The organism is Rhodopseudomonas sp. WA056, from assembly GCF_010906995.1.
GTDB classification, from domain to species: domain Bacteria; phylum Pseudomonadota; class Alphaproteobacteria; order Rhizobiales; family Xanthobacteraceae; genus Rhodopseudomonas; species Rhodopseudomonas palustris_G.
The window spans coordinates 22,073-28,072 of record NZ_QPFS01000062.1 but is presented as its reverse complement, the minus strand read 5'-3'; the positions used below and the strand labels follow the sequence as shown (position 1 = coordinate 28,072).

The 6,000-nt window shown below is 67.0% G+C and carries 6 protein-coding genes; 2 read left to right on the top strand and 4 right to left on the bottom strand.

What is annotated here, in order from left to right; genetic code table 11:
• The 3 genes from DU475_RS13640 to rimP form a co-directional block, all read right to left on the bottom strand.
• Positions 1–357: DUF448 domain-containing protein (locus DU475_RS13640; RefSeq protein ID WP_164632436.1), on the bottom strand; the 357-nt coding region annotated here is incomplete at its 3' end.
• Between the two features lie 61 nt (positions 358–418).
• Complete coding sequence (gene nusA, locus DU475_RS13635) at positions 419–2,032, bottom strand: transcription termination factor NusA (RefSeq protein WP_047309125.1); 1,614 nt, start codon at positions 2,030–2,032, stop codon at positions 419–421.
• A gap of 2 nt (positions 2,033–2,034) precedes the next feature.
• Positions 2,035–2,814 (bottom strand): ribosome maturation factor RimP, encoded by a 780-nt coding sequence (gene rimP, locus DU475_RS13630; protein WP_047309126.1) that lies wholly within the window; start codon positions 2,812–2,814, stop codon positions 2,035–2,037.
• Positions 2,815–3,150: 336 nt separating this feature from the next.
• Here rimP and DU475_RS13625 point away from each other — a divergent pair, with 336 nt between their 5' ends.
• On the top strand, positions 3,151–4,236 hold the full coding sequence (locus tag DU475_RS13625; RefSeq protein ID WP_013500025.1) for a DUF2336 domain-containing protein: 1,086 nt from the start codon (positions 3,151–3,153) through the stop codon (positions 4,234–4,236).
• A gap of 84 nt (positions 4,237–4,320) precedes the next feature.
• Entirely contained in the window at positions 4,321–5,169 is an 849-nt protein-coding gene (locus tag DU475_RS13620) for a phytanoyl-CoA dioxygenase family protein (RefSeq protein WP_047309127.1), read from the top strand.
• 12 nt (positions 5,170–5,181) lie between these two features.
• Here DU475_RS13620 and DU475_RS13615 read toward each other — a convergent pair whose 3' ends face one another.
• Positions 5,182–5,892, bottom strand: a complete 711-nt coding sequence (locus tag DU475_RS13615) for a tRNA (guanine(46)-N(7))-methyltransferase TrmB (RefSeq protein ID WP_164632437.1) — start codon at positions 5,890–5,892, stop codon at positions 5,182–5,184.
• Positions 5,893–6,000 lie beyond the last annotated feature (108 nt).

Below are 6,000 nucleotides of genomic sequence, written 5' to 3'. Positions count from 1 at the left end.
GCCGCAGACCACCTGGCCGGCCTTGGCGGTGATTGCCAGCGCATCCTGCGCCGACCGCACCAGCAGCCGCTCGACGGCGTCGGCGAGATCCGCCGGCGCCTTGACGTCGCGCTTGAATCCTTTGGCGAAGACGCGGCGGCGGACCGCCTGCGCCACCATCGCGCGCGACGCCGTCACCCACAGCCCGCGGCCGGGCAGCTTGCGCTTCAGATCGGCCACCACTTCGCCCTGCGGGCCGACCACGAACCGGATCAGTTCTCCGGTCGGCCGGACCTGCCGTGTGACCGCGCACATCCGTTCGGTCGCGGGCGTTTTGGCCCGCGGTCCGTCGTCGAGATCTGCAGCGGCAGCGAGCATAAGTGCAGCGGACCTTTCATCTCACATGCTACGCGGGTTCGGGTCGCGAGGCATCGGCGGGTCAGTCCGCCGCGGCTTCGGACGCGTCGTCCGCAGGTTCCTCGTCGGAGGCCAGCTCCGACTCGTCGATCCAGCCGGCCTTGACGCGGGCCTGCATGATCAGGTGCTCGGCGTCCTCGCGCGACAGCTCCATGCCGTCGAGAATGCCAGGATACTTCACCGGCTCGCCGCCGTCCTTGCGCTCGGTCCAGCCGACCAGATCGTCGGTGGCGCAGCCGGCCAGATCCTCGACCGTCTTGACGTCGTTCTCGCCGAACTTGACCAGCATCTTCGATGTGACGCCGGGCACGTCCTTGAGCGCGTCCTCGACGCCGAGTTCCGTGCGGCGCGCCTCGAGCTCGGATTCGATCTGGTCGAGATATTCACGGGCGCGGGTCTGCAGCTCGGCCGCGGTCTCCTCGTCGAAACCTTCGATCGAGGCCAGCTCCCGCGGATCGACCAGCGCCAGTTCCTCGACCGAGGTGAAGCCTTCAGAGGCCAGCAACTGGCCGACGACCTCGTCGACGTTCAGCGCGTCCATGAAGGCCCGGGTGGTCTTCTCGAAATCGGCCTGACGGCGTTCGGATTCCTCGGTCTCGGTCAGGATGTCGATATCCCAGCCGGTGAGCTGCGAGGCCAGACGCACGTTCTGGCCGCGGCGGCCGATCGCAAGCGATAGCTGGTTATTGGTGTCCGGAACCACAACCTCGATCCGCTCGCGATCTTCGTCGATCACCACCTTGGAGACCTCGGCCGGCGCCAGCGCGTTGACCACGAAGGTGGCGATGTCCGGCGACCACGGGATGATGTCGATCTTCTCGCCCTGCAATTCGTTCACCACGGCCTGCACGCGCGAGCCGCGCATGCCGACGCAGGCACCGACCGGATCGACCGACGAATCGCGCGACACCACGCCGATCTTGGCGCGCGAGCCGGGATCGCGGGCGACCGCCTTGATCTCGACGATGCCGTCGTAGATCTCCGGCACTTCCTGGGCGAACAGCTTGGCCATGAACTGCGGATGGGTGCGCGACAGGAAGATCTGCGGCCCACGGGTCTCGCGGCGGACGTCGAACACATAGGCGCGGACGCGGTCGCCGTTGCGGAACGATTCGCGCGGCAGCATCTCGTCGCGGCGGATGATGGCTTCGCCGCGGCCGAGATCGACGATCACGCTGCCGTATTCGACGCGCTTGACGACGCCGTTGACGATGTCGCCGATGCGATCCTTGAATTCCATGTACTGGCGGTCGCGCTCGGCCTCGCGGACCTTCTGCACGATCACCTGCTTGGCCGACTGCGCGGCGATGCGGCCGTATTCCAGCGGCGGCAGGGTGTCGGCGATGGTGTCGCCGATCTGCGCGCCCGGATTGGCGCGCTGCGCGTCCTTCAGCGAAATCTGGTTGGCGGGGTTCTCGACCTGCTCGACCACCAGCATGTGGCGCGACAGCCGCAGCTCGCCCTTCTTCGGATCGATCTCGGCGTGGACATCGGTCTCCGAGCCGTAGCGGGCGCGCGCCGCCTTGGCGATCGCGTCCTCCATCGCGGCGATCACGATGCCGCGGTCGATGGTTTTCTCGCGAGCCACCGCATCGGCGATCTGCAGCAGTTCCAGCCTATTGGCGCTGACGGCCATGGTCAGTCTCCCTCAGAGGTGTCGATCTCGCCGCGCCGCGCTCTGTCGGCGGCGAGGCGGTGTTGCTTGGTGTTCTGCGGTTTCGGCTTGGCCGCGGCCTTGGCGGCCTTGGCGCCGCGCTTGGGTGCCTGGCTCTTGGTCGGATCGCTGCGCTTGGCGTGCGGCGGCGGCTCCGGTGCCAGCCCGAGGCTCTGCTTCAGGTCGCGCTCGGCCTGTTTGCCGCGGCGCATCGATTCGGCGACCAGCTCGTCGGTCAGCACCAGCCGCGCATCGCCGATGTCGTGCATCGGCAGCAGCACCAGCGGGTCTTCGCCCTTGGGCGCTTCGTCGCGCTGGATCCGCACCGCGTCACCCTCGACGCCGTCGAGGAGGCCGCGGAAGCGCTTGCGGCCCTGATGCGCCACGGCCATTTCGACCTTGACCAAGTGCCCGGCGTAGCGGGCGAAATCCGAACGGCGGACCAGCGGCCGGTCGATCCCCGGCGAGGAGATCTCGAGCCGGTAGGCGCGGTCGATCGGGTCGGCGACGTCGAGCACCGGCGACAGCGCCCGCGATACCGCTTCACAATCGTCGATCAACATGGTGCCGTCCGGCCGCTCGGCCATGATCTGCACCGTGCAACCGGCTTCGCCCGACACTTTGATCCGAACCAGGCGGTATCCCATTGCCAACAAGACCGGCTCGGCGACAGCGCAGAACCGCGCTGCGACGCCGGGCTCGATCACCAGGCGCGGTTCGGCCAGCAGATCGGTGTCCGGTGTTACGGCGGTCGGTTCGGTCATATCCTGGGTCAAAGCGTTCTAAAGTCTCGCCGATTTGCGGTATCTAGGTGGTGAATGAGGCCGTGCGCCCCACGGCGCTTCGGTCCGAGTCCGACGATCCAGGTAATAAAAAAGAGCGGGTCCCGCAGGGCCCACTCTCGATACGGATCGTATGAGAATTTCGAAGTGACGCCGATATAGCGCTTTTCGGGCCCAGCGACAAGAGCCGAGCGGCGCCGGCCGCTGCGCCGGCGAACGTCCGGCCCGCGCAAATGCGACGCGGCGGCTCAACCCTTCGTTCACGCCGCGTCTTTAGGTTCCGGCTGTACCGATGCGGCCTGACCGCGAGAACGATGGATGTCTGCCGCGAATTCTCTCCTTCCCGAACTCGACGACATCGTCAGGCAGGGCGACCCTGTCCGGCGCGCCGATGCCGTGCGCCGCATTTCGGACCTTTACGTGCGCGGAGCCGACAGCTTTCGGCCCGATCACGTGGCGCTGTTCGACGGCATCCTGCTGACGCTGGTGCCGGAGATCGACGTCGAGGTCCGCAGCGAGCTGGCGCGGCGGTTCTCGGAAGTCGGCAACGCGCCGCCGCAACTGATCCGGCAATTGGTGCACGACCAGGACATCGGAATTGCCGGGCCGCTGCTGCGGCGTTCGGCGATGATCGACGATTCGACCCTGGTCGAGCTCGCCAAGCAGCGTGGCCAGACCCATCTGCTGGCGATCTCGGAACGTTCCGCCATCGCGCCCCCGGTCACCGATGTGATCGTCCGGCGCGGCGACCGTGACGTGGTGCGCAAAGTCGCGAGCAATCTCGGCGCCCAGTTCTCCGATACCGGATTCAACGGCCTGATCCGCCGCGCCGCGCAGGACGGCGTGCTGGCGATCGCGGTCGGTACCCGGGACGATCTGTCGGCTCCGCGGCTGAAGGATCTCCTCGCGTGCTCGACCGACCTGGTGCGGCGCCGGCTGTTCGAAAGCGCGCGGCCGAGCGCCCGGATCGCCATCAACCGCGCGATGCGCGAACTCGCCGGCGAATCCCGGCAGCCCTCGGTCCAGCGCGAATTCGACACGGCGCAGCGTCTGGTGGTCAGCCTGCACAACAAGGGCGAACTGAACGAGGCCACCGTTCTGGGCTTCGCTCGGGAGCATCAGTACGAAGAGACCGTTGCGGCGCTGTCGGCGATGACCGGCACCCGGATCTCGACGCTCGATCAAATGATGTCGGGCGAGCGCCACGATCCGGTGCTGATCCTCGGCAAGGCGCTCGGGTTCGGCTGGGCGACGGTGCGGGCGTTGATCGGGCTGCGGCTCGGCCCGGACCGCTCGGTGGTCTGCCCCGATGTCGAGGAGGCGCAGCATAATTTCGAGCGGCTGGCGCCGTCGACGGCGCAGCGAGTGCTCGGCTTCTGGAAAATGCGGCAGGCCGACGCCTGAAGCGGCGCCCGGCTGACAGCGTGGCCGATTTCCTCCTATGCTGGCCTCAACGGCGCGCCACAGCGCCGGCCAGGGAGGACGATCATGCTCAGCGAGGCTGAAATCACCACGCATGCCCGGCGCATTCGCGATGACGGCTACACCGTGATCGAGCGGGCCGCCGATCCCGCATTGGTGGCGGCGCTGATCGAGGCGGTCGAACGGATCGAGCGCGACCACCAGCTCGATTGTGCCAAGACGTCGTTCGAAGGCTTCAAGACGCTGCGGGTCAACAACCTGCTGACCTACGACGAGGTGTTCTGGCAGGTGCCGCTGCACGGTAGCGTGCTGCCGATCGTCGAAGCGGTGCTCGACAAGGAGTGCCTGCTGTCGTCGTTCTGCTCGCTGGTGCTCGGGCCCGGCCAGGAGGCGCAGCCGATCCACGAAGATACCCAACTCATTCCGCTGCCGCGGCCGCACATTCCGATCACGCTGAACGCGATCTGGGCGCTGTCGGACTTCACCGCAACTAACGGCGCGACGCGGATCATTCCCGGAAGTCATAAGTACGAGACCTCGCCGGTGTACGGCCAGGACTACGACGCGATCACCGCGACGATGCCGGCGGGCAGCGTGATGCTGTTCGACAGCGCGCTGTGGCACGGCGGCGGCCCCAATACATCGGAGGCGCGCCGCTTTGCGTTCTCCTGCGCCTATTGCTGGGGGTGGATGCGGCAGCAGGAGAACCTGCAGCTCGGAATTCCCAGAGAGATCGCGCAGCGCTTCCCACGGCGGCTGCAGGAGCTGTGCGGTTACAGCGTCTACAAAGGTCAGTTCGGCCACATCGACAATCACGATCCGATCGAACTGCTCGGCCGTGAACGCGGCAAGCGGATGGTGTGGGAGGCCACCGACGTCCGCAACGCTCGTCGCGCCGCGCAGACGGCGAACTAATCGCCGGCAGGGTCAGGCTCGTTCGAAACGCAGATAGTTGGCGCGCCGGCCCTCGCGCTCAGCTTTGCGGCCGTACCGCGTCATCGTGTAGTTCGGCCACGGCTTGCGCCAGTCGTCGGCGCGCTCGGCGAGCCAGTCGAAATCGGGTACGCGTAGCAGATGCGCCAGCGTCCAGGCGTTGTAGCCGTCGATGTCGCTGACGAAGCGGAATTCGCCGTGCGGCGCCAGCGCGCGCGACATCGCCGTGACGGTGCCGTCCTGTACGAAGCGTCGCTTCCAGTGCCGCCGCTTCGGCCACGGATCGGGATGAATCAGATCGATCCGCGCCAGCGAGCCGGCCGGCACCCAGGCCAGCAGCTCGGAGGCGTCCCCGGCGAACAGCCGGATGTTGCGGATGTTGTCGGCCTCGATCCGCGCCAGGATCTTGGCCATGCCGTTGACGTATGGTTCGGCGCCGATGAACCCGGTGTCCGGATGCGCCAGCGCTTCGGCGATCAGATGCTCACCGCCGCCGAAGCCGATCTCGAGGCGAACATGTTCGATCGGCGGATCGAACAGCGCGGTGAGCGGTTCGGGAGCCGGCCCGCCGATCTGCAGCGCCAGATGCGGCAGCAGATGCTCGATCAGGTCGGCCTGATGCGCGCGCAGCTTGTGGCCCTTGCGGCGGCCGAAGAACGATCCCTGGCCGTGCATCGTGACGTCGTGCATCGTGCCATCGTGCATTGTGACGTCGCCGTCGCGATCGTCACTATCTGGTGCCGAGTCCGGCTGATCAATATTGAACATCAAACGACCGTGCTCGCACTTCTGCAGCAGGCCGCCCTGCATGCA